Source organism: Kitasatospora sp. NPDC101108 (assembly GCF_055584725.1).
Genome location: NZ_JBVJLM010000009.1, coordinates 99,076 through 119,151, shown reverse-complemented (window position 1 = coordinate 119,151; position 20,076 = coordinate 99,076). Strand labels below are relative to the sequence as shown.

Sequence of the window (20,076 nt, the reverse complement as noted above, 5' to 3'; positions counted from 1 at the left end):
CTGATCCGAGGGCGTCGGCGTGGCAGCTGGTCCGCTACCGCCGGACATCTGTTGAGGTGGGCTCGATCTCCATAACATCTCGCCATGGAGCTCGAATTCCGGCACCTCCGGATCATCTGCAGCATCGCGGACTGCGGCAGTCTGACGCGGGCCGCCGCGTCCTTGCGGCTGACCCAGCCCGGCCTCAGTGCGCAGTTGGCGCGGATCGAGCGGGCGCTCGGAGCGGAGCTGTTCAGCCGCGCGCAGTCGGGCGTCATTCCGACCGCGTTCGGGGAGGAGGTCCTCAGCCGGGCACGGGCGGTGCTGCCGACCGTCGACGAACTGCTGGAGGTCTCCGCCCTCGCCGCGAGGACGGGCTGGTCGCAGCACCGTTTCCGGCTCGGCTCGGTCAACGCTCCGCTGCTCGGCGGGTTGATCACCGCGATCAGGTCGCACCATCCGGAGGCCGAGATCAGTTCGCGGGGCCAGGGATGCCCCGTCCCGCTCGTCGAGGCCGTCGCGGGCGGCCGGCTCGAAGCGGCCGTGGTGGGCGACAGCCCCGGGTACGAGCTCGCGCTCCCCGCAGGAGTCGCCGGCGAGCCGATAGCCACCGAACCGCTCTTCGTGGCCCTGCCCGCGGCTCATCCGCTCGCGTCGCTGGAGGAGGTCGCGCTGGAGGATCTCGGAGGCGAGGACTGGGCCGCTCCTCGGCCGGACAACGACCGGATCCGTGAGTACTGGTCCAGGACCCTGCTCGTCCTGGGCCATCGCCTTCGTGTCGTCCACGAGGTGGAAGGTCGGCTCGTCCTGGACCTCGTCCGCAGCGGCCACGCGGTGAGCTTCTGCCAGGCCACCTTCGAGGAGGTGCCGGGCATCGCCGTACGGCCGATCGTCGGCGATCCGCTCTGGTACCGGCATGTGCTCGCCTGGCACGAGGAGGGACCGCTCGCGTCGCTGCGTCCTTCGCTCGTGCGGACCGTCACCGAGGCGTACTGGACGGCAGCCGCTCGCAGCACGGTCTACCGGAGCTGGCTTGAGCGCCAGGGGGCCACGGCGCCGGCCACGGGTACGGCTGCCTGTCGAAGGGTGATCTCCGCTCCCTCCGGATGACGTGCCCGGCCCCCGGCACGATCCGTGCGGTGTGGCACCGTGGCGGTGCGGTCGAGGCGATGTCGTGTCGGCCGCACCGCTCGCGAGCCGTTCCGGTGCTACGCGGTCACCACCGGTCGGTCCGGACGATGTCGGTGGACGCGTCGGAGGCGATGACGTGGATCCGGATGCGGGCCGTGTCGTCCTGGAACCACTGGCCGGGCTGCCAGGTCTGCATGTCCGGCGCGGTGCAGTTCCCGGTGGGTGCGGCGGCGTCGGGGTTGGTGACCACCCGGATCGGCCCGTTGCCGGTGGTGGTGGAGGTGTCGACCTTGTAGATGAGGACGCCGGTGGCGCAGGCGTTGCCGTCCGCGCCGACGGATCGGCGGGACTCGGCGACGTAGGCCGTCGTGTCGCCGGTCCTCACCACGGCGATCTTGGTGCCGCCGGGGCGTTCGACGGCCTTCAGGCGGACGGTCCGGCCGCCGGCGGCGGGAAGGCAGGCGACCTGGTGGTCGTCGATCCAGCCGAACTTCCAGCGCTCCCAGCCGGTGTGCTGCGGGGCCGGGCCGGCGATGTTCCCCATCAGGTCCCAGCCGCCGACGTAGCGGTGCACGTCGGTGCCGGCGAAGGCGTACAGGTCGGGCAGGCCGAAGGTGTGGGAGGTCTCGTGGTCGGCGACCTTGTAGCCCCAGTGGTACATGTCCTGGCCGAAGGTGATCGCCCACTTGATCCGCGTGCCGTTGACGGTGATGCCGGCGGTGGTCGGGTCGTAGAGGTAGGTGGGCGAGAAGCTGATCGCGGAGGCGGACCTGGTGGGGACGATGTAGAGCATGTCGTACTTCGAGAAGTCCGTGTACGGGGCGGCGGCCTGGACGGCCTGCTTCACGTAGAGCTCCTGCTGCTCGAAGGTGATGCCGCGCTGGAAGCCGTACGAGGCCGATGTCTGCGGCATGGTGATCCACCGCTTCAGCGGATCGATGTCGAGCCCGACCCGGCCGTAGGAGTCCTGCTTCATCCACTCCTGCGCGGGGGCGAGTACGCGGTAGTAGTCGTCCGGGGATCCGGTGGCCGGGGCGTCGGGGAAGTCGACGAAGAGCATCAGCACGTGCTTGGTGCCGAGCGGCCGCTGGAACTGCGTGTAGTCGGTGTCGTGGCCCTCGTCCGTCCAGCCGGTCCTCCCGGGCAGGGCGCAGCCGGAGGCCGGCGCGGTGGTGGGCTGGGCGGTGTCCGCCAGGGCCGGGGTGCCGGCGACCAGCGGGAGCGCCGCGGCCAGTGCGGCGGCGAGGGGGGTGAGTCTCATCTCTTCGTTCCTTTCCCTACGGCAGGGGGTGGGGTGGTGGGGGTATCAGGCGCGGTCGGCGGCGAGGTCCATCAGGCGGGCGAGGACGCGGTCGCCGGAGGCGGTGACCCCGTCGTGCTGCCACTCGTTGGTGACCCAGGCGCGCAGGGATCCGACCGCGCGGGCGGTGCGCAGGGAGAGGCCGGCATCGACGTACATGTCGTCGTGGTAGACGGCCGCGGCGATCGGGATCCGGTTGGCGGCGAGCCGGGCCGGGTCGTACAGGGCGGGCCAGTCGGTGCGCTCGGCGAGCAGGTGGACGGCCTCGGCGAACGGGCGCAGCCCGGCGATCTCCTCGAACATCCACGGGTAGAACATCTCGCCGGTGAACAGCAGCGGGTCGGCGTCCTCGGCGAACTCGGGGCGGTCGGCCGTGGCCCGGGCGGCGGCCCAGCCGGTGGCTGCGCCCGGGCGGCCGTAGATCGACTCCTGGAGGACGGCGAAGAGCGGGTTGTCCGTGAAGCCGGTCAGGTTCGCCACCTGGTGCAGGAAGGTGGCCGAGGGCGCGCCGTCCGGTTCGAGGGCCTCGTCGAGGAGCCAGTGCAGGCGTTCGAAGCCGTCGCCCATGCCGAGCAGCAGACCCAGCGTGCGCAGTCGCCGGACTGTCAGCCGGTCGCCGTCGGGCAGTTGGGCGGGGCGCCGGGCGAGCCGGTCGGCGATCCGGCGGACGAGCGACCGGTCCTGCGGGTAGCGCTCGTAGTAGGCGTTCACCTTGTCGCGCACGCGAGGACAGGTGGCGGCGTAGACGTCATCGGCGGCGGCGTCGAGGCCGGGCAGGCCGCCGGTGACGTAGCAGGCGCGCAGGCCTTCGGGGGCGAAGGAGAGGTAGCTGAGGGTGACGAATCCGCCGTAGCTCTGCCCGAGGGTCTCCCAGGGTTCGCCCTCGCCGCACAGCCGGCGGCGCATCAGTTCGGCGTCGGCGACGATCGAATCGGTGCGGAAGTGGGCGAGATGGTGGGCCAGTTCACGGGCGGAGCCGAACCGTTCCGCCGCGCGGGCGGTGACCGGGGTGGAGCGGCCGGTGCCACGCTGGTCCAGCAGCAGCACCCGGTGAGTCCTGAGCGCGTGGCCCAGCCAGCCGGCCGTGGCGTTCAGCGGGCGGGGGGACTTGCCACCCGGCCCGCCCTGGAGGTAGAGCAGCCAGGGCAGCCGTTCGCCGGCCCGCACCGGGTCGACGACCTCCCGGGCGAACACCTCGATCGTTCCCTGTGCGGGGTCGCCGTGGTCGAGCGGCACGTCGAAGACGTGGTCGGTCACGGCGAGCCCGGGCAACCGGTACTGGGCGCGGATCACGGTGTCCTCTCCGGGTAGTGGCAGGCGACCTGCTGTCCGAGCGCGATCGTCCGCAGGTGCGGGCGTTCGGCGGCGCAGCGTTCCCCGGCCTTGGGGCAACGGGTGCGGAAGCGGCAGCCGCTGGGCGGGTCCAGCGGGCTGGGCAGGTCGCCGTGGAGCACGATCCGCTCCCGGGAGGCCTCCAGGTCCGGGTCGGGCAGGGGCACGGCGGACAGCAGGGCGTGGGTGTAGGGGTGGGCGGGTCGGGCGAACAGGGTGTCGCGGTCGGCGGTTTCGACGACCGCGCCGAGGTACATCACGGCGATCCTGGTGCTGATCTGGCGGACGGCGCCGAGGTCGTGGGCGATGAACAGGTAGCTCAGCCCGTACTCGTCCTGGAGGTCCTTGAGCAGGTTGAGGATCTGCGCCTGGACGGAGACGTCGAGTGCCGAGACCGGTTCGTCGCACACCACCAGCTTCGGCCGCAGGGCCAACGCCCTTGCGATTCCGATGCGTTGGGCCTGACCACCGGAGAACTCATGGGGGTGCCGGTCGGCGTGCTCGACCGTCAACCCGACCCGGGCGAGCAGTTCCTCGACCGGTTGGTCGGGCTCCAGACCCTGGTAGCGGTAGGCGCCGGTGAGGATCCGGCGAACGGTGTGCCGGGGGTTGAGTGAGGAGAAGGGGTCCTGGAAGACCATCTGCAGGTCGCGGCGGAGCGGTCGCAGGGCCGTCTCGTCCAGTCCGGCGAGGTCACGCCCGGCGAAGTGGATACTGCCCGAGGTGGGCCGCTCCAGGCGGGTGATCAGTTTGGCGACGGTGGACTTGCCACAGCCGGATTCGCCGACCAGGCCGAGGGTTTCACCGGGCCCGACGGTCAGGGAGACTCCGTCGACGGCCGTGACGTGGCCGGCCGACCGCCGGGTCAGGCCGTGTCGTACCGGGAACCGCTTGACCAGGTCCCGCACCTCCAACAGGGCGCTGCGGGCGGCTGCCTGCTCGTCACGCCGGTCGTCCTCGTCCACGGTGTCCCTCCTGATGGCTCGCTCCTTCATGTGATCGCCCCGAGGGTGGGCAGCCGGTCCGGCAGGGGTCCGTCGATGCGCGGCACGCAGGCCAGCAGGCCACGGGTGTACGGCTCCTGTGGGCGGTGGAAGACGTCCCGTACCGGGCCGCGCTCGACCGCGCGTCCCTGGTGCATCACCACGACCTGGTCGGCCAGTCCGGCGACCACTCCCATGTCGTGGGTGATCAGCATGATCGCCGTGCCGGCCTCCTCCCGCAGCTCGCGCAGCAGTTGGAGGATCTGTGCCTGCACGGTGACGTCCAGCGCGGTGGTCGGTTCGTCGGCGATCAGCAGGTCCGGTTCCAGGCAGAGCGCCATCGCGATCATCACCCGCTGGCGCATGCCGCCGGAGAACTCGTGCGGGTAGCAGCGGGCGCGCCGCTCCGGTTCGGGGATGCCGACCCGGTCCAGCATGCGCACCGCGACCTGGTGCGCCTGTTTGCGACCGGCACGGCGGTGGGCGCGGTACGCCTCGGCGATCTGGAAGGCGACCGAGTAGTACGGGTTGAGGCAGGACAGCGGGTCCTGGAAGACCATGGCGATCCGGTGGCCGCGCAGCCGGCGCAGCGCGCGCTGGTCGAGAGCGGTCAGCTCCCGTCCGTCGAAGCGGATCTCGCCGCCGACCCGGGCGTCGCGCAGCAGGCCGAGGACGGCGAGGCTGGTGACGGACTTGCCGCTGCCGGACTCGCCGACCACGCCGAGTACGTGGCCGGCGTCCAGGTCGAGGTCGAGGCCGTCCACGGCGCGGACGCCGGAGCGGAACTCCACGGCCAGGTCACGTACGGTCAGCAGGGTCATCCGAGGGCCCTCACTCTCGGGTCGAGGACGGCGTAGACCAGGTCCACCAGCAGGTTCGCGAGCACCACGAAGGAGGCCGCGAACAGCGTCACGCCGAGGATCACGGGCTGGTCGGCGGAGGCGATGGCATCGGCCGCGAGCTTGCCGACGCCCGGCAGGCCGAAGACGGACTCGGTGATCAGCGCGCCGCCGAGCAGTGCGCCCAGGTCCATGCCGAAGATCGTCACGATCGGCATCAGGGCGGGTCGCAGGGCATGCCGCCGCACCACCGTGATCTCGGACAGGCCCTTGGCCCGGGCGGTGCGCACGTAGTTCTGGCCCAGGCTCTCCAGCATCTCGCCGCGGGTGACCCTGGCGTAGATCCCGGCGTACAACATGGCCAGCGTGACCCAGGGCATCACCATCGACTGCGCCCAGCCCACCGGGTCGGCGGTGAACGGCACGACCTGCGGGTACGGCAGCAGGTCGAGTCGCACCACCAGCAGGTACTGCAACACCAGGGCGGTGAGGTAGATCGGCAACGACACCCCGCCGAGGGCAGCCGTCATCGCGGCCCGGTCCCACAGACTGCCGCGCCGAAGCGCCGACACCACGCCGGCCACCACGCCGACGGCCAGCCACAGCACGGCGGCACCGACGGCGATCGAGAAGCTCACCGGCAGCCGGCTGGTCAGCATCCGCCACACCGGCTGGTTGGTCTGGAAGCTGAAGCCCAGGCACGGAAAAGGACAGTTGACGGCGTGCTCACCGGTACCGTAGGTGCGCCCCGAGACGATGCCGGCCAGGTAGTCGCCGAACTGGGCGGGCGGCGACTGGTCCAGCCCGAGGGTGGCGCGGATCCCGGCGATCCGCTCCGGGCTGCACGCCTTGCCGCAGGCGCCCTGCGCCGGGTCCGCCGGCATCAGGTAGAAGACGGCGAAGGTGGCGGCGCAGATCACCACCAGGATGGCCGCCGTGACGGCCAGTCTGCGCAGCAGGTAGAGGATCATCGTCGTCGGCTCCGGGGGTCGAGCGCGTCGCGGACGGCGTCGCCGAGCACGTTGAAGGCGAGCACGGTGACGAACAGGAAGACGCCGGGGATCAGGAAGTAGGCGGGGTCGGAGGCGTACCAGGGCACGGCGGTGGCGATCATCTGCCCCCAGGACGGGGTGGGGGCCCGGACACCCACGCCGAGGAAGGACAGCCCGGCCTCAGTGGCGATGCAGCCGGGGATCGACATGGTGGCCACCACCAGCACCGGGCCGGTCAGGTTCGGTAGCACCTCGCGCACCAGCAGCGCCCGACGGGAGGCGCCGAGCACCCGGGCCGCCGCCACGAACTCGCCCCGCGCGAGCACCATCGCCTGCCCGCGCACGATCCGCCCGACGTACGGCCAGCCGAAGAACCCGAGCACCACCACCAGCAGCAGCCGGCGGTCCACCCCGGGCGCCGCCGAGATCAGCGCGATCATGAAAATCAGGCTGGGGAAGGACAGCAGCAGGTCCATGGTCCGGCCGATCACGGTGTCGACCCATCCGCCGAAGAACCCGGCGACCAGGCCGAGCGCCGTTCCCAGCACTACCGACAGCACCGTGGCGAGCACCGCGATCAGCAGTGACACCTGCGCGCCGTACACCACCCGGGCGAGCACGTCCCGTCCGTTGACCGGCTCCACGCCCAGCCAGTGCCGGGCGCTGATGCCGCCTGCCGCGCCGCGCGGCAGGCCGCCGAGCGCCGGGTCCACCGCGTCACCGTGGAAGGCGGTCGGCGAGTTTCCGGCGATCCGGGTGATCAGCGGTGCGGCGACCGCGACCAGGATCAGTCCGGCCACCACGGCCAGCGCGAGGGCCGCCGAGCGCTGGGCCAACAGTCGTCGGATCACGGTCACTTGCGCAACCCCAGGGAGACCAGGTCGAGCCGGCCGACGTAGGCGATGTGCCCGTACGCGCCCGCGACGTTCCCGCCGACCAGGACCGGCGCCTTGTCCCACAGGAACGGCACCACCGGGGCGTCCTGCATGATCTGCCGGCCGAGTTGCCCGTACGCCGCCTGGGCCGCCGCCGGGTCGCCCATCGCGGCGATCTCGTCGAGCTGCGCGTCCACGGCCGGGGAGTCGTACTGCGCGTAGTCGTTGTTGCCCTGACCGGTGATCAGGCGGCCGTCGAACACGATCGGCAGGTAGGTCGAGGCGCCCGGCCAGTCAGGGGACCAGCCGGCGATCACCAGGTCGTGCTCCTGGGAGGTGTTGCCGACCGTGCTGTAGAAGGCGGAGGAGCTGATCTCGTTGATCTTCACGGTGATGCCGGCCCGGCCGAGCGAAGCCTGCACCGCCTCGCCCTGCGCCTTGCCGGCCGCCGAGGCGGGCGCGTCAAGGGTCAGGGTGAGGTCGGAGGCGTGGCCCGCCTCGGCGAGCAGCGCCTTGGCCTTGTCCGGATCGCCCTTGCCGTCCTTGCTCGGGTAGGGGTCCTCGGCCTGGTAGCCGAGGGACGGCGGCAACAGGCTGCTCGCCAGGTCGCCGGCGATCGGGCCGCCACGGGTGGTGCGCAGGGCCTCCTTGTCCAGCGCGTAGGCGATGGCCCGGCGCACCCGGACGTCGTCGAGCGGCTTGTGCCCGGTGTTGATGCTCAGGTAGCGGGTGTTGATCGAGTCGCCGGTGACCAGCCGGTTCTTCAGCCGCGGATCGTTCAGAACCTGCCCCACCGATGCCGGGCCGATGGGCTCCATCGCGACGGCGTTCGCGTCCTCCCCCTGCCCGGCGATCAGCCGCTGGTCGACGACCGCCGTGTCCAGGCCCAGGTCGATGACCACCTTGTCGGGCAGTCCCTTGCGGACGGTGTCGGTCGCCGGATCCCAGTCGGTGTTGCGGACCAGGGTGAGCCGCTTCTTGGGATCGAAGCTGTCGATCTTGTACGGGCCGGAGGAGAACGGCCGGGAGTCGTAGGTGACGCCGGTGTCCTTGTCCTGCGGCACCGGAGCGAACATCGGCAGCGACACCGCCGAGCCGAAGTCGGCCACCGGGCGGTTGAGGTGGAAGACGACGGTGCTGTCGTCCGGGGTCCCGATCGAGGCGAGTCCGGCCGGATCCTTGTACGGCCCCTTGTAGCCCTCGCCACCCGCCAACCACATCCGGGCGTACGGCGGCCCTTCGGGAAGCTCGCCGGCGAAGGTTCGCTCCACCCCGTACTTGACGTCCTTGCTGGTGATCGGGCGGCCGTCCTCGAACTTCACTCCGGGCTTGAGGGTGAAGGTCCAGGTCTTCGCGCCCTCGCTCGGGCGGCCGGTGTCGGTGGCCAGGTCCGGCACGATCTTCCCGCCCGCCTGGCCCGGCGCGGCGGCGAAGGTGGTCAGCGTCCGGTAGATCAACCGGCTCACGTCCTCCGAGGACGTGACGTAGTTGCGCGCCGGGTCCAGGTGCTCCAGGTCAAGGGTGGACAGCACGTGCAGCGTGCCACCCTTCACCGCTGCCGCGTTCGCCCCCGCGGCGCCGCCACCGGCGCCACCGCCGCCCGTACAGCCGGCAACCGACACCAGCCCCAGAGCCGCGCCGAGGGCCAGCCCGATTCTTGCGTGTCCCACTTCTCCTCCATGCATGATGTGACATTTCATGCGTGGAAGGAGATTGACCGACCGGACGGCCCGACAGAAGCTCCCAGCCCACCATCACATCGTGTTATGGAGCGTCCCCCTCGGATCTGCACCGGAGGTACAGCGGGCTCGCGAGCACCACCTGACCCGAACGGCTCAGGTGGTCAGGGGCCCGCTGACCCGGATGCCCCACCCGGCAGGCGGCGCAACGGGGTTGGACCTACCGTGCGGTGCGTGGGGGTTACCCGAGCGAGAGGTGTCGAGTGACATGGCTGGGAAGTTCGAGCTGTACAAGGACGAGAGCGGGATGCACCGGTTCCGGCTCAAGGCGAGCAACGGGTCCGTCGTGGTGACCGGCGACCCGCAGGAGAGCAAGGACGACTGCCTGAAGAGCATCGAGTCGATCCGCAAGCTCGCGCCCTACGCGGAGCTCAAGGAGACGGCCGGATCGTCCTGAGGTTCGGACAGCGCTCGGACGCGGGTCGGTGGTGCAAATCGCCGACCCGCGTTCGCTTGTACGACAGATCCCTTTGGCCGGGTGCACGCCGGGCGCGGACACAACACAGGCATGCGCGTCGCCATCGTCACCGAATCCTTCCCGCCCGAGGTCAACGGAGTCGCCCACAGCGTGCTGCGGACGGCCGAGCACCTGGTCCGCCGGGGCCACCAGCCCCTCGTCGTCACCCCCGCCCCGGCCCGGGGCGCCCACTGCCCGCCCCGGGGCTTCGGCGCCGGTGCCGGGGCGGAGCGGATCCCCGTGGTGCACATCCCCTCGATGCCGCTGCCGGGGTACCCGCAGGTGCGGATCGCGCTGCCGAGCCGGCAGCTGGCGGCCGCGCTCGCCGGGCACCGCCCGGACCTCGTCCACCTGGCCAGCCCCTTCGTGCTCGGGGCGCGCGGGATGCAGGTCGCGGCCCGGCTCGGGGTCCCCGCCGTCGCCGTGTACCAGACCGACCTCGCCGGGTACGCCCACGCCTACCGGGCCGGTCGGGGCCTCGGCGAGGCCGCGGCCTGGCGGCGGATCAGGGCCGTGCACCGGGCCGCCGCCCGCACCCTGGCGCCGTCCACCCCGGCCGCCCAGGACCTGACCGCCCACGGGGTGCCCCGGGTGCAGCTGTGGCCGCGCGGCGTCGACTCGGCGCGCTTCCACCCCCGCCACCGCGACGAGGCGCTGCACCGGGCGCTCGCCCCCGGCGGGGAGGTGCTGGTCGGGTACGTCGGACGGCTGGCCCCCGAGAAGCGGGTGGACCTGCTGGCGGCCGCCTCCGCCCTGCCCGGGGTACGGGTGGTGGTGGTAGGCGACGGGCCCTCGGCACCCGGGCTGAAGGCGTCGCTGCCCGGCGCGGTCTTCCTCGGCCGCCGCACCGGCGAGGAACTGGCCCGCTGTTTCGCCACCCTCGACGTGTTCGTGCACACCGGCCCGCTGGAGACCTTCTGCCAGACCATCCAGGAGGCGATGGCCAGCGGCGTACCGGTGATCGGTCCGGCGGCCGGCGGCCCGCTCGACCTGGTCGCCCACCACCGCACCGGGCTGCTGGTGCCGCCCCGGGACGGCACGGCGGTGGCCCGGGCGGTGGCCGAGCTGGCCGCCGACCCGGCCCGGCGGGCCGCGTACGGGCAGGCCGGACGGGCCGAGGTGACCGCCCGGACCTGGGAGGCCGTCGGGGACCTGCTGCTGCGGCACTACGCCGAGGTGCTGGCCGAGCACCGGGGGCTGCCGCCCGCCGTCCTGCCCCCGCGGGAGGCGGCTCCGGGCGAGCCGGTGGCGGCTCCGGTTGTGCCGGTGGCAGCTTCGGGTGTGCCGGTGGCGGCTTCGGGCGAGCCGGTGGCAGCTCCGGGTGCGCCGGTGGCGCCGGTCCTGCCGGAGGAGCTGCCGGCATGACACCCCTGTCCCCCACCGGGCCGTCCCGTACCGGGCCGCTGACGATCGTGCGGCTCGCCAACTTCGTCACCCCGGTCTCCGGCGGCCTGCGCACCGCGCTGCGCCACCTGGGCGCCGGTTACCGGGCGGCCGGGCACCGGCCGGTGCTGATCGTGCCCGGCGCGCGGCGCTCCGAGCAGGAGACCGAACAGGGCCTGGTGATCACCCTGCCCGGCCCGCAGCTGCCGGCCGCCGGGGGCTACCGGCTGCTCGCCGACCGGCGCGCGGTGGCCGCCGAGCTCACCCGGCTCACCCCCGACCGGCTGGAGGTGTCCGACCGCACCACCCTGCGCTGGACCGGTAGTTGGGCCCGTCGGCACGGTGTGCGCTCGGTGCTGGTCTCGCACGAGAGCGCCACCGGGGTGCTGCGCACCTGGGGCGTGCCCGGCCCGCTCGCCGCCGCGGCCGCCGACCGGCTCAACGCCGCCACCGCCCGCGCCTACGACTCGGTGCTCTGCACCACCGACTGGGCGGCCGCGGAGTTCCGGCGGATCGGCGTGCCCAACCTGGTCCGGGCCCCGCTCGGGGTGGACCTGGCGGCGATGCGGCCACTGCCCGCCGCCGCCCGGGCGGCCCGGCGGGCCCGCTACGCGGCGCCGGAGGACGTGCTGCTCGTCCTCTGCTCACGGCTCTCCGTGGAGAAGCGTCCCGAGCGCGCGATCGAGGCGCTGGCAATGCTGCGGGCGCGCGGGCTGTCCGCCGTCCTGGTGGTGGCCGGGACCGGCCCGCTGCGGGAGCGGCTGGCCGCCCGGGCCGCGCGACTTCGGCTGCCGGTGCGTCTCCTCGGGCACCTGGACGGGCGCGCGGAGCTGGCCGACCTGCTGGGCTGCGCGGACGTCGTGCTGGCGCCCGGACCGGTGGAGACCTTCGGGCTCGCCGCGATGGAGGCGCTGGCCTGCGGCACGCCGGTCGTGGTCAGCCGCTCCTCCGCACTGCCCGGGCTGATCGGCCTCGCCGGGGTCGCCGCCGCCGACACCGGCGCCGGATTCGCGGGCGCCGTCCGGCAGTTGCTGGCCCGGCCGGAGGAGACCCGGCGGACGGCCGCCCGGGCACAGGCCGAACGGTACGGCTGGCCGGCCGCGGTGGCGGCCTTCCTGGCGGCGCACGGGGTTCGGAGCCCCGGCGGCGCGGCGGAGACGCCGGAAGGGGATCGGGATGAGCGTGCTGAACGCCGGGCCTGACCGGGCGGCGAAGGAACGGCCGGCGGCCGGGGAACTGCTGCGCTTCGTCGCGCTCGGGGACTCACTGACGGAAGGAGTCGGCGACCAGGTGAACGCGCAGTGGCGCGGCTGGGCCGCCGTCCTCGCCCGGTCACTGGCGCCCGAAGGCCGGACCGTCAACTTCACCAACCTGGCCTGCAGCGGCGCGCTGACCGCTGACTTGACCTCCCGCCAACTTCCGGCCGCCCTGGCCCGGCGACCCCAACTGGCGGCCGTCCTGGTCGGCGGCAACGACACCCTGCGGACCGGCTTCGACATCCGGCGCACCACGGTGGAACTGGACGCCACCCTGGGTGAACTCGCTTGCCACGGCGCCCTGTTGCTGACCGCCTGCCTGCCCGATCCCGGAACGCTGCTCCGGCTTCCCTCCCCGCTCGCCCGGCCACTGGCCCGGCGGATGCGGGCCGTCAACACCGTGGTGCACGCCCTCACCGAACGGCACCGGGCGCTCCACCTCCACCTCGCCGAACTGCCCTGGTGCGCCCAGCGGGGCCTGCTGAGCGTCGACCGTCTCCACCCCAGTGCCGAAGGCCACCACCTGATCGCCCGCCGCTTCCACGAACTGCTCGCCACCGCCGGCCACCCCCTCGGCCCGCCACCCGCCACCGAACCCGCCGAACCCCCACCTGGTCTGGCCGCCGATCTCTGGTGGATGGCCACCCAGGGCACCCGCTGGCTCGCCGCCCGCAGCACCGACCTCCTGCCCGGTCTCCTCGCCCTGGCCGCCGCCGAAGCCGCCGCCCGCCTCCGCGGCTCCAGCGGCCACCACGACGAACGGATGGCCCGGGCGGTGGCCCGCGCCCTGGCGGAGCTCGGGTGACGGCGTAGCGGCGGGTGCCGTGTTCCGGCGGCGCCCGCTGCTGCCCGGGTGGCAGCGGCGGCTCGATCCGGTTGCCCAGGTCGTCCGGCGCCGACGACGGGGGTCTCCCCGCACCGCCGCGTCACCCGGTGGTGGTCGGGACGGGGGCCGGGTGGGAACCATCGGGTCTGCGGGGGTGTCCGTCCCCGAGGAGCGATGTGGTGGTGGAAGGAGCCGGGGTGGAGACGTCGGACAGGGCGGGGCGGGCGGTTCTGGCGGCGGCCGGGGTGCTGTTCCCGGACGGGCAGGGGCGGGTGCTGGTGGTGCGGCTGCCGTACGACCGGAAGCATCCGGTGGCGGTGCCGGGTGGTGGGTGGGAGCCCGCCGACCGTTCGCCGCGGGAGACCGCGGCGCGGGAGATCGCCGAGGAGTTGGGGTTCACGCCGCGGCTGGGGCCGTTGGCCTGCGTCGACTGGGCGCTGTCCCCGAGCCGTCCGCCGATCGTGGCGTACCTGTACTGGGGCGAGCCGCTGACGGCGGAGCAGGTGGCGGCGATCCGGCCGGACGCTGCGGAGGTCGGCGGGTGGGTGTGGCTGACGGCCGAGGAGGCGGCGCACGCCCTGCCACCGCGGCTGTCCCGTCGGGTGACGGCCTGTCTGCGGGCGTCCCGGGCGGCCGGGCCGTTGGAGCTGGAGGACAGCCGGCCGGTCGGGCACACCCTGCGGGAGCTGCCCGCCGACGGGCCGGTGCCCGAGTACACCGGGCTGGCCGCCGCGCCGGGCCTGGGAGCGGCACCCGGGGCGGGGTCGGCGGAGGCGGAACCGCCGGAGCCGCCGGAGCCGCCGATGGACCGGGACACCTACTACGCCACCCGGCCGCGGATCCGGGCGAAGGCACGGGCACTGTTCACGGACGCCGACGGGAGGGTGCTGCTGGTGCGGCTGCGGCCGTGGTCCGGGCCGGACGAGCGGTACTGGACGCTGCCGGGCGGCGGGGTCGAGGCGGACCGGGAGACGCCCCGGACGGCGGCCCGCCGGGAGATCCGCGAGGAACTGGGCTGGGAGGTCGAGCCCGGACCGCTGCTGGCGCTGGACTGGCAGCCGGGGGCCGCAGCCGATCCCGGCGCGAATCCGGCGACCGGCCGGGACACGGCCGTCCTGGTGTACGTGTACGACGGCGGCACGGTGACCGAGGACCTGCTCGGCTCGATCGCGCTGCAGGAGCAGGAGTTGGTGGAGTGGCGGCTCTGCGGACCGGCCGAGGCCCGGGCGCTGCTGTCCGGGCCGTCCTGGGACCGGGTGGCGGCCGCGCTGGCCGCCCGGGAGCGGGCGGCCGGGCCGGCCGAGCTGGTGGCCGGGCAGGCCGAGCAGGCGGTTGGGCAGGCCGGGCAGGCGGTTGGGGACCGTCCGCCCGGTGAACACTGGGGGCATGCAGAACGCGATCACTGAGGTGCTGGCCGGTCGGCGGGTCGAGGCGGTCAGCGGCGGAGACCGGCTCGATCTCCGGCTCGACGGGCCGGTGACCGTACGGGTGCCGCACGAGTTCCGCTTCGCGACGCCGTCCTTCACCGCGCCGTCGGGGGTCGAGCACTTCTTCCCGGCACTGACCTTCCGGCCGACCCCCGCCCTGCTGGCGCTGGTCGGGCGGACGGTCGGCGCCGCCCGGATCACCCTGGCGGGCGGCCTGGAGCTCGGCTTCACCGAGGGCGGCGCGCTGTCCGTCCCCCCGCACGCGCTGCTCGCGCCGTGGAGCGTGCTGGCCCCGGACGGGGCGGTCTGCGCGGGGCTGCCGGGCGGGGAGGTGCGGTGGACGGAGCCCGGCGGGGCGTGAGCCGCCGCCGGGGCCTCGTCCGGGTCGCGTCCGGAGTGTCCTCTGCGAGGTCCTCCGCGGACCGTCGCCGTCAGACCTCCAGGTCGGCCTCGATCCTGGTGAGCTGGTGGCGGGCCATCGCCAGGTTGGCGCGGCCCTTGTCCAGCGCGAGGTAGAGGAACAGGCCCTTGCCGGTGCGGCCGGCGAGCGGGCGGATCAGGTGGTACTGGCTGCTCAGCGTGATCAGGATGTCCTCGATGCCGTCCTGCAGGCCGAGCATGTCCATGGTCCGCATCTTGGCGCGCACCACGTCGGTGTTCCCGGCCGCGGCCACGTTGAGGTCCAGGCCGCCGGGGCCGTCGAGGGTGGCGAGCGCCATGCCGCTGTTGTAGTCCACCAGGGCCGCGCCGATGGCGCCCTCGATGGAGGTCATGGCCTGCTTGAGGGCGCCTGCTGCGTCGGTCATTTCTGTTCAACTCCTGTTGGGTGGTTCCGGGATGGTGGTGCAGTGGTTGGTTCAGGGGCGTTCGGTCGGTGGTGTTCGGTCGGTGGGCCCCGGTCGGTGGGCCCCGGTCGGTGGTGTCGGGCCCGTGGGTTCCGGGCCGGCGGCCGGTCAGCCGGGGTCGCGCAGTTCCTTGGGCGTCAGGGCGTCGTTGAGCAGCTCTGCGATACGTCGGGCACAGCGGCGGGCCTCCAGGTGGAGCCGGCCGACGTTGACGTCCGGGTGCGCCAGCAGCGTCAGCACGCAGCTGCCGCCGGCCGCGTAGGTGGCGACGTAGCCGTGCTCGCCGCGCACCACCGATTCGCGGAACTCGCCCTGACCGGTGGTGTCGGCGAGCCGCTGGGCGAGCGAGAGCGAGGCCGCCGTCATCGCGGCCAGACCGGAGGGCTCGGCCCCGTGGGTGTCGTGCGCGACCAGCAGGCCGTCCACGCTGGCCACCAGGCCGCCCGCGAGGTGCGGGACGCGGCGTTTGACGACGCGGAGTTCGGCGAGCAGCTCGGTCTCCAAGGCGATCAGTTGTCTCCTTCCGACACGCTGCTTGAGCGCCCGCCTCATGGCCGGTACGACGGGGTCGCGGGCGGAGAGTGGCTCAAAGTCGGGCCTCCAGTAGGTCTCGGACCCGGGTCAGCAGCGCGATGTCCGGGTCGGGGACGGTCAGCGGGTGGGCCGCTGCCGTGGTGGGCGGTCGATCGGAGCTGGTGGGGGCGGGGGCTGAGGCGGCGCCGTCGGCAGCGGCGGTGCGGTCGGCAACGGCGGTGCGGTCGGCAGCGGCGGTGACGGCGGTGACAGCAGTGGCGGCTGGTCCGGTGGCGGCCGGCCCGGGGTAGGCGGACCCGGTGGCCAGGGTGCTGCGGAGGGTGGCGCCGGGGACCCGGCGGTGCAGCCCGCCGCCGACCGGTCCTCCGGGGGCTGGGGCCGGAGGAGTGCTGGTCGGCGCCGCGTGCCTCGGGGTGTCGACCAGACCGGCGTCGAGCAGACCGGCGGCGGCCAGGCGGCGCACGTCCGCCGTCACGCCGAAGCCGGAGCGGCCGAGCAGCCGGGCCAGGTCCGCCGGGGTTCTTCGGCCGTCGGCGTGGTCGAGCAGTTCGCGCCGACGGCGGCCCGGCGGGCGGTGCGAGGCGCGGCGGCTGTGCTCGACCGGACGGACGGGTGCGGTGTCGAGCTGCGGCCAGGGCCAGATCCCGTCCAGGAGCCGGCGTCGGCGCTCGACCTCGCGACCCAGCCGCGCCGGGTCGACCAGCGCCACCGTGCCGAGCCAGTGCCGGGCCTCGGACTCGAACCGCCAGGTACCACCGGACCGGTCGGCGAGGACGAAGTAGGCGGCGTCGAACAGCGTGCCCAGGTGACCGAGTTCGAGCTCGCCCCGGGTGAGCAGCTGCCGTTCGACCAGCACCTCGGCGAGCCGTCCCTGCGGGCCGTGGCGGTGCAGGAGTTCGGCCCAGGCCTCGGGGGTGATCCGGCCGCAACCGGTGAGCAGCTCGGCCAGACCGGGCGCGCGCGTGGACTCGGCGGCGGCCACCTGGCCGTCCACCAGGTGCAGGGTGCCGAGTGGGCCGTGCAGGGCGCCGGTGGCGCGGCGGGCGGCGAGCAGGGCGACGGCCTCGGCGGGGGTCCGGGGTGCGGCGGGCTCGGTCCGGCCGGCCGGTTCCGCCAGGGGCGCGGCGGCGGTCACGCGGGCCACCGCCCGTCGGTGCGGCGGCGCGGGGTCGCCCGGCGGGCCACCGGCGAGAGGCGCACCCGGTGACCGCGGACGGCTGGCCGGATCGCGGCGGTCGGTGCGGGTCCGGTGCTCACCCGAGCACCAGGTCCTCGGCGAGGGCCTGGAGGCGGAAGCGGGCCGCGGCGAGGTTGCCGGATTCGCGGTCGAGCCAGAGGTGCAGGACGAGCCGGCTGTCGAAGGCCGTGTCGATGAACCGGATCAGGTGGTAGCTGCGGCCGGCGGTGACGATGATGTCCTCCAACGGGGACTGCCGGTCCTCCGCCACGGTGAAGGTCTGGCTCTCAACGGCCGCACGCACCAGGTCGGTTGCCTCGGCGGCCGCGGTCTCGTGCTCACCGACCGGGCTGTCACCGAGGCTGCCGAGGGCGAGTCCGCTGCTCCAGTCGACCAGGCTCGCCGAGCGGGCTCCGGCGATCGCCATCGCTCCGGAGAGGCATTCGTCGATACCGGGCACACCGGCTCCTTCGAGGGGGTCTGGACGGCCGGGCGCAGCGCGGCTCCGACCGGGTCGCCACCAGCAGTGGCAGGTTCGACACGGAAGGCTACTGCCGGATTCCGTATGACGAACATTCCAATGGCATATTCACACCAATTCCAGCGAGTTCCGGCCAAGGTGTGACCGGCCGCCGAGCGTGCCGCTGGGGCAAAGTCGCTGGCCGGTGCGCCGTCACGGAGCGTCGCCCATCGGCTACCTGCTGCGGGACCTTGGCCGATACCTGCGCAGGGCACCGGGTTTGGAGGCCGGAAATGCGATAAGAGGCCTGACCCCTCGGCAACTCGACGGGCGGAGGGGCACGACGGGGGAACCCGACGGGCGGACACGACGGACGGACACGACAGGCAGACACGGTCGGCAGACACGGCCGGACCTCGACGGCCGGGCATGACGAAGGGGCCCGTTCCGCTGGACGGAACGGGCCCCTTCGGGTGGAGCGCCAGGCCCGGGTCGCACGGACTCTTCCCACTGAAAGTGGGACGTGCTCTGGTAGCACCACTGACGCATGTTCGAAGGATCTGATCCCCGTTTCGGAAGATCATTTCCTCTCGACGTGATGAACAGTACCAGGTCATCACGCCTGGTCAGAAATCGGTCCGGGCACCCCCGCCCTCCCGGCTCCGGCCGACCCGCCGTACGCCGTCGAGGACGACCCGCCGTACGCCGTCGAGGCTTCCCGACAGACGCCGTTCAGGCCTGCCCGACGGCCTCGGCGAGCAGCCGGTAGGAGTCGAGCAGCGCGGTGCGGTCGTAGGTGCTGGTCGCGACCAGGAACTCGTCCGCGCCGCTGCGTTCCACCAGGGCGGCCAGCTCGGCGGCGGCTTGCTCCGGGGTACCCGCGATGTGCCCCTTGAGCGACTGCTCGAACGCGGCCCGCTCACGTGCGCTCATCTCCCGCGCCAGGATCTCGGCGGCCGGGGCCAGTGGCGGGAACTCGCCGTGGGTGCGGGAGTACGCGCCGGCCCAGGCCTCCGGCACGAGCAGTTCGCGCGCCCGCTCCTCGGTCTCGGCCACCGCGACCGTGCCCGAGACCACCACGTACGGCTCGGCGGCCTGCGCGGAGGGGCGGAAACCCCTGCGGTAGCCCTCGATCGCGGCGAGCATCCGCTCCTCCCCTCGCGCGGCGGCGATCACCAGCGGCAGCCCGGCCTCGGCGGCCAGATCGGCGCCGGCGCCGGTGGCCAGGACGAAGGCCGGCACGTCCAGGCCCTCGGCCGGACGGGCGTGGACGTCGCGGTGGACCTGCTGCGAGCCGTCGAAGTAGCCGAGCAGCTCGGCCAGCTGACCTCCGAAGTCGTCCGCGGCGTCCTTCTCCCGCCCGAGCGCCCGCCGGACGCCGTCCGTGAAGCCCACCGAGCGCCCGAGGCCCATGTCGATCCGGCCCGGGAACAGCGCCGCCAGGACCCCGAACTGCTCGGCCACCACCATGGGACGGTGGTTGGGCAGCATCACCCCGCCGGTGCCGACCCTGATCCGGGAGGTGGCCGCCGCGACCGCCGCGGCGAGCACCGTCGGTGCCGATCCGGCCACCCCGGGCACGCCGTGGTGTTCGGAGACCCAGAAGCGGTGGTAGCCCAGCCGCTCGACCTCCCGGGCGAAGGCCACCGTGTTCCGCAGCGCCTGCGCCGGCTCCTCGCCCCGTCTGGTCCGAGAGCGATCGAGGACGGAGAACCTGGTCGGGGGCGCAGCACTGGTCACGTGGGGCGACAACGCCTCTCGGCCGCACGGGCATTCCCAAGGCCGACACCGCCCCGCACAGGCGGGAACGCCGGGAGTCCCCGGATCGCCGGGAGCGCCGTCACCGCCCCGCCGAGGGTATTCGGCCCGGTCGCCGCTCCGTGGCCTTGCGGCGGCCCCAGGGCTTGTACACCGACAGGATGACGTTGAACAGGTAGAGCGAGAGTGCCACGGCCGGGACGATCACCGTGTTGTACCGGACGAACCCGAGGTCCGCGACCGGGATCGGCCCGGTCGGGTGGGCGTCCGCCACCCGGACGGCGTCGTGCAGCCGGGCGGTGAGCGCGAAGACCGAGGCGGCCATCGCCCCCAGCGTCAGCCAGAACTTGGTGCTCACCCAGTAGTACCGGAACAGGCCCCAGGACGTGCCGAGCCCCAGCGTCACCCCGCTCAGGAAGGTGAGCAGGCTCAGCGGCAGCACCAGCGTGTCGCCCAGCATGCCCATCGCCCGGTAGGCCGTTCTCAGCCGGTCGCCGTCGTCGGTGGTCAGAGCCGTCACCGCCAGGGTGAGCAGGCACAGCATCAGCGCCAGCCAGCTCACCGAGACGACGACGTGCAGGACCACCAGGCGCTTGCGCGCCCCTGGCGAGAGGCGGCGGCCGGCGGACCTCCGCCCCACGCCCGGGGCCTCTCCGGGGGCGGCCCCGGGCGCCGCGACGGCCCCGGTGGAAGAGCTGGATGGACTGGACGGACTGGACGGACGCACGGGTACCTCCTTCGAGTCGGGCTCACGACGACGCGCCCAGACTCCCCCGTCCGCCC

Annotated in this window: 20 protein-coding genes; 7 read left to right on the top strand and 13 right to left on the bottom strand. The window is 73.6% G+C overall.

Translation table 11 applies throughout. From position 1 onward, the window contains the following. The first annotated feature begins 84 nt into the window (after positions 1–84). Positions 85–1,089 (top strand): LysR family transcriptional regulator, encoded by a 1,005-nt coding sequence (locus ACZ6Z8_RS20945; RefSeq protein ID WP_465611535.1) that lies wholly within the window; start codon positions 85–87, stop codon positions 1,087–1,089. Between the two features lie 106 nt (positions 1,090–1,195). On the opposite strand, the gene ACZ6Z8_RS20940 is transcribed toward ACZ6Z8_RS20945, so the two are convergent. From ACZ6Z8_RS20940 to ACZ6Z8_RS20910, 7 genes are read right to left on the bottom strand one after another with little or no spacing between them, the layout of a single operon-like run. After that, positions 1,196–2,371: a M6 family metalloprotease domain-containing protein gene (locus tag ACZ6Z8_RS20940; RefSeq protein WP_465611534.1), complete on the bottom strand. Its 1,176-nt coding sequence runs from the start codon at positions 2,369–2,371 to the stop codon at positions 1,196–1,198. Between the two features lie 45 nt (positions 2,372–2,416). Then, positions 2,417–3,700 (bottom strand): alpha/beta fold hydrolase, encoded by a 1,284-nt coding sequence (locus tag ACZ6Z8_RS20935; RefSeq protein ID WP_465611689.1) that lies wholly within the window; start codon positions 3,698–3,700, stop codon positions 2,417–2,419. Continuing rightward, entirely contained in the window at positions 3,700–4,707 is a 1,008-nt protein-coding gene (locus ACZ6Z8_RS20930) for an ABC transporter ATP-binding protein (protein WP_465611533.1), read from the bottom strand. The genes ACZ6Z8_RS20935 and ACZ6Z8_RS20930 overlap by 1 nt, the downstream gene beginning before the upstream one ends. A 26-nt stretch (positions 4,708–4,733) precedes the next feature. Further along, positions 4,734–5,546 (bottom strand): ABC transporter ATP-binding protein, encoded by an 813-nt coding sequence (locus tag ACZ6Z8_RS20925; protein WP_465611532.1) that lies wholly within the window; start codon positions 5,544–5,546, stop codon positions 4,734–4,736. Further along, positions 5,543–6,535, bottom strand: coding sequence for an ABC transporter permease (locus ACZ6Z8_RS20920; protein WP_465611531.1), 993 nt, complete (start codon positions 6,533–6,535; stop codon positions 5,543–5,545). Before ACZ6Z8_RS20920 ends, ACZ6Z8_RS20925 begins: the two co-directional genes overlap by 4 nt. Next, positions 6,532–7,413 carry an ABC transporter permease gene (locus ACZ6Z8_RS20915; protein WP_465611530.1) on the bottom strand — a complete coding sequence of 294 codons (882 nt, stop codon included), beginning with the start codon at positions 7,411–7,413 and terminating at the stop codon, positions 6,532–6,534. Before ACZ6Z8_RS20915 ends, ACZ6Z8_RS20920 begins: the two co-directional genes overlap by 4 nt. Beyond that, a complete protein-coding gene (locus ACZ6Z8_RS20910) occupies positions 7,410–9,101 on the bottom strand; it encodes an ABC transporter substrate-binding protein (RefSeq protein ID WP_465611529.1) in 1,692 nt (563 codons plus the stop codon). The genes ACZ6Z8_RS20915 and ACZ6Z8_RS20910 overlap by 4 nt, the downstream gene beginning before the upstream one ends. Positions 9,102–9,378: 277 nt before the next feature. On the opposite strand from ACZ6Z8_RS20910, the gene ACZ6Z8_RS20905 reads away from it, so the two are divergent. The 6 genes from ACZ6Z8_RS20905 to ACZ6Z8_RS20880 all read left to right on the top strand — a co-directional run bounded on the left by ACZ6Z8_RS20905 (position 9,379) and on the right by ACZ6Z8_RS20880 (position 14,880). Further along, complete coding sequence (locus ACZ6Z8_RS20905; protein ID WP_380413871.1) at positions 9,379–9,567, top strand: YegP family protein; 189 nt, start codon at positions 9,379–9,381, stop codon at positions 9,565–9,567. Positions 9,568–9,678: 111 nt separating this feature from the next. Then, positions 9,679–10,992, top strand: a complete 1,314-nt coding sequence (locus ACZ6Z8_RS20900) for a glycosyltransferase family 4 protein (protein WP_465611528.1) — start codon at positions 9,679–9,681, stop codon at positions 10,990–10,992. Continuing rightward, a complete protein-coding gene (locus ACZ6Z8_RS20895; protein ID WP_465611527.1) occupies positions 10,989–12,212 on the top strand; it encodes a glycosyltransferase in 1,224 nt (407 codons plus the stop codon). Before ACZ6Z8_RS20900 ends, ACZ6Z8_RS20895 begins: the two co-directional genes overlap by 4 nt. After that, positions 12,187–13,071, top strand: a complete 885-nt coding sequence (locus tag ACZ6Z8_RS20890) for an SGNH/GDSL hydrolase family protein (protein ID WP_465611526.1) — start codon at positions 12,187–12,189, stop codon at positions 13,069–13,071. The genes ACZ6Z8_RS20895 and ACZ6Z8_RS20890 overlap by 26 nt, the downstream gene beginning before the upstream one ends. Positions 13,072–13,289: 218 nt before the next feature. Beyond that, complete coding sequence (locus ACZ6Z8_RS20885) at positions 13,290–14,498, top strand: NUDIX hydrolase (RefSeq protein ID WP_465611525.1); 1,209 nt, start codon at positions 13,290–13,292, stop codon at positions 14,496–14,498. Further along, entirely contained in the window at positions 14,479–14,880 is a 402-nt protein-coding gene (locus ACZ6Z8_RS20880; protein WP_465611524.1) for a DUF6188 family protein, read from the top strand. The genes ACZ6Z8_RS20885 and ACZ6Z8_RS20880 overlap by 20 nt, the downstream gene beginning before the upstream one ends. 70 nt (positions 14,881–14,950) lie before the next feature. On the opposite strand, the gene ACZ6Z8_RS20875 is transcribed toward ACZ6Z8_RS20880, so the two are convergent. The 6 genes from ACZ6Z8_RS20875 to ACZ6Z8_RS20850 all read right to left on the bottom strand — a co-directional run bounded on the left by ACZ6Z8_RS20875 (position 14,951) and on the right by ACZ6Z8_RS20850 (position 19,933). Continuing rightward, positions 14,951–15,325, bottom strand: a complete 375-nt coding sequence (locus ACZ6Z8_RS20875; RefSeq protein WP_396240644.1) for a hypothetical protein — start codon at positions 15,323–15,325, stop codon at positions 14,951–14,953. A 147-nt stretch (positions 15,326–15,472) separates the two neighbouring features. Further along, on the bottom strand, positions 15,473–15,868 hold the full coding sequence (locus ACZ6Z8_RS20870; protein WP_465611523.1) for a roadblock/LC7 domain-containing protein: 396 nt from the start codon (positions 15,866–15,868) through the stop codon (positions 15,473–15,475). A gap of 82 nt (positions 15,869–15,950) precedes the next feature. Beyond that, positions 15,951–17,042, bottom strand: a complete 1,092-nt coding sequence (locus ACZ6Z8_RS20865) for a hypothetical protein (RefSeq protein WP_465611522.1) — start codon at positions 17,040–17,042, stop codon at positions 15,951–15,953. 109 nt (positions 17,043–17,151) lie between these two features. Beyond that, on the bottom strand, positions 17,152–17,535 hold the full coding sequence (locus tag ACZ6Z8_RS20860; protein WP_465611521.1) for a hypothetical protein: 384 nt from the start codon (positions 17,533–17,535) through the stop codon (positions 17,152–17,154). Between the two features lie 732 nt (positions 17,536–18,267). Beyond that, positions 18,268–19,275: an LLM class flavin-dependent oxidoreductase gene (locus ACZ6Z8_RS20855; RefSeq protein ID WP_465611520.1), complete on the bottom strand. Its 1,008-nt coding sequence runs from the start codon at positions 19,273–19,275 to the stop codon at positions 18,268–18,270. A gap of 100 nt (positions 19,276–19,375) precedes the next feature. Beyond that, positions 19,376–19,933, bottom strand: a complete 558-nt coding sequence (locus tag ACZ6Z8_RS20850) for a DUF2269 domain-containing protein (protein ID WP_465611519.1) — start codon at positions 19,931–19,933, stop codon at positions 19,376–19,378. Positions 19,934–20,076: the final 143 nt, after the last annotated feature.

Coding starts and splice junctions, on each gene's coding strand:
- ACZ6Z8_RS20945 (WP_465611535.1), top strand. CDS start 85: ATGGAGCTCGAATTCCGGCACCTCCGGATCATCTGCAGCATCGCGGAC.
- ACZ6Z8_RS20940 (WP_465611534.1), bottom strand. CDS start 2,371: ATGAGACTCACCCCCCTCGCCGCCGCACTGGCCGCGGCGCTCCCGCTG.
- ACZ6Z8_RS20925 (WP_465611532.1), bottom strand. CDS start 5,546: ATGACCCTGCTGACCGTACGTGACCTGGCCGTGGAGTTCCGCTCCGGC.
- ACZ6Z8_RS20920 (WP_465611531.1), bottom strand. CDS start 6,535: ATGATCCTCTACCTGCTGCGCAGACTGGCCGTCACGGCGGCCATCCTG.
- ACZ6Z8_RS20905 (WP_380413871.1), top strand. CDS start 9,379: ATGGCTGGGAAGTTCGAGCTGTACAAGGACGAGAGCGGGATGCACCGG.
- ACZ6Z8_RS20900 (WP_465611528.1), top strand. CDS start 9,679: ATGCGCGTCGCCATCGTCACCGAATCCTTCCCGCCCGAGGTCAACGGA.
- ACZ6Z8_RS20895 (WP_465611527.1), top strand. CDS start 10,989: ATGACACCCCTGTCCCCCACCGGGCCGTCCCGTACCGGGCCGCTGACG.
- ACZ6Z8_RS20890 (WP_465611526.1), top strand. CDS start 12,187: ATGAGCGTGCTGAACGCCGGGCCTGACCGGGCGGCGAAGGAACGGCCG.
- ACZ6Z8_RS20880 (WP_465611524.1), top strand. CDS start 14,479: ATGCAGAACGCGATCACTGAGGTGCTGGCCGGTCGGCGGGTCGAGGCG.
- ACZ6Z8_RS20875 (WP_396240644.1), bottom strand. CDS start 15,325: ATGACCGACGCAGCAGGCGCCCTCAAGCAGGCCATGACCTCCATCGAG.